At 69.0% G+C, this 2066-nt stretch carries 1 protein-coding gene; it reads right to left on the bottom strand.

Features of this window, described 5'->3' with window-relative positions; translation table 11 throughout:
* On the bottom strand, positions 1-2066 hold a 2066-nt coding region (locus tag STBA_RS28190; protein WP_143659635.1), incomplete at both ends, for a beta-ketoacyl synthase N-terminal-like domain-containing protein.

The raw sequence follows: 2066 nt of genomic DNA, 5'->3' as shown, positions 1-2066 counted from the left end.
CCTCAACCACCGCCGCAGCCTCAAGCGGCGCCTCTTCAATGATCACGTGCGCGTTCGTGCCGCTGATACCGAACGCCGACACACCCGCCCGCCGCAGCCGGTCACCCGCCGACCACTCCCGCGCCTCCTGAAGCACCCGGACATCCCCCGTGGCCCAGTCCACATGAGACGAGGGAGTCTCAGCATGCAGCGTCCTCGGCAGAACGCCGTGCCGCATCGCCAGCACCATCTTGATCACACCCGCCACGCCCGCGGCTTCCTGGGTGTGCCCGATGTTCGACTTCACTGAACCCAGCCACAACGGCTGCCCGTCGCGACGTTCCTGGCCATAGGTGGCCAGCAGCGCCTGCGCCTCGATCGGGTCACCCAGCGCGGTGCCCGTGCCGTGCGCCTCCACCACGTCAACATCAGCAGCGGAGACCTGCGCGTTCGCCAGCGCGGCACGGATCACCCGACGCTGCGAAGGACCGTTCGGCGCCGACAGACCGTTCGACGCACCATCCTGATTGACCGCGCTACCGCGGATCACCGCGAGCACCTGATGCCCGTTACGCCGCGCGTCCGACAGCCGCTCAAGCACCACCACACCCGCGCCCTCGCCCCAGCCAATGCCATCTGCATCGTCCGAGAACGCCTTGCTCCGGCCGCTGGAGGCCATACCGCCCTGCTGGGAGAAGTCCATGAAGGAATCCGGCAGGGCCATGATGGCGACGCCGCCGGCCAGCGCCATCGTGCACTCACCGCCACGCAGCGCCGTCACCGCCTGATGCAACGCCACCAGCGACGAAGAACACGCCGTGTCCACCGTCACCGCCGGACCCGTCAGACCCAGCGTGTAGGAGATCCGGCCGGAGTGAACGGCCGTCACGTTCCCGGTGAGCCGGTATCCGTCCAGGCTTTGATCGTCATTGGGCAGAACGGAGGTGTATCCAGAGTGGTTTGCACCGATGAAGACACCGGTGGCCGAACCGTGCAGCGAAGACGGAGCGAGGCCCGCCCGCTCGATCGCCTCCCACGAGGTCTCCAGCAGCAGCCGCTGCTGGGGGTCCATCGCCATCGCCTCACGCGGACTGATCCCGAAGAAAGCCGCGTCGAAGTCAGCCACGTCGTAGAGGAACCCGCCCTGCCGGGTGTAAGCCTCCCCGGCGCGGACCGCTTCGCCGCCGAACTCCTCCTCGAACGCGTCCCAGCCACGGTCCGTCGGGAACCCGCCCACCGCATCCGTGCCCGCAACCAGCAAGTCCCAGAACTGGTCAGGCCCGTTGACGTCCCCCGGGAAGCGGCAGCCCATGCCGACGATCGCGATCGGCTCACCGCCGGCCGCAGCCACCACCTGGACCGCGCCCTCGGACGCGGCCGAGCCGACGAGTTCGCCACGCAGGTATTCGGCGAGCGCGGCGGCGTTCGGGTAGTCGAAGATCATCGTCGAGGGCAGCCGCACGCCCGCTGCCGCCGACAACCGGTTCCGCAGCTCAACGGCACTTGACGAGTCGAAGCCCAGGTCCTTGAACGCCCGCTGTGGCAGCACATCCGCCGCCGCATCGTGTCCGAGCACCGCCGCGGCGTGGCCACGTACGAGGTCCGTCAGCGTCTCCCGCTGGTCGCCCACCGGCATACCCGAGAGCCGCGCGGCCAGCTCAGAGCCATTGGCGGAGGTACCGGGATCGGCTTCGGCCGCGAGGATCTCGCGGACCTCGGGCAGGGCCGACAGCAGCGGACTGGGACGGCGCAAGGTGTAGGTCGGCACGAACTGCGCCCAGTCGAAACCGGCAACAGCGATCGAACCCTCACCCGCATCCAGCACCTGACCCAAAGCACGCATCCCACGCTCCGCGTCAATGCCCTCCATCCCGAAGTCCGCCATCCGCTCGCCTCCGTCGCTGGCGGCCATGCCGATACCGGCCCACAGGCCCCACGCCACCGAACTGGCCACCAGACCACGACCCCGCCGGCTGTCACACAGCGCATCGAGGTAGGCATTCGCCGCCGCATAAGCGCTCAGCCCGCCACTGCCCCAGGTGGCAGCGCCGGAAGAGAACAGCACGAACGCGTCCAGGTCCCGGTCC

Source organism: Streptomyces sp. MP131-18, from assembly GCF_001984575.1.
Lineage (GTDB): Bacteria > Actinomycetota > Actinomycetes > Streptomycetales > Streptomycetaceae > Streptomyces > Streptomyces johnsoniae.
This window is presented reverse-complemented; position numbering and strand designations above follow the sequence as displayed.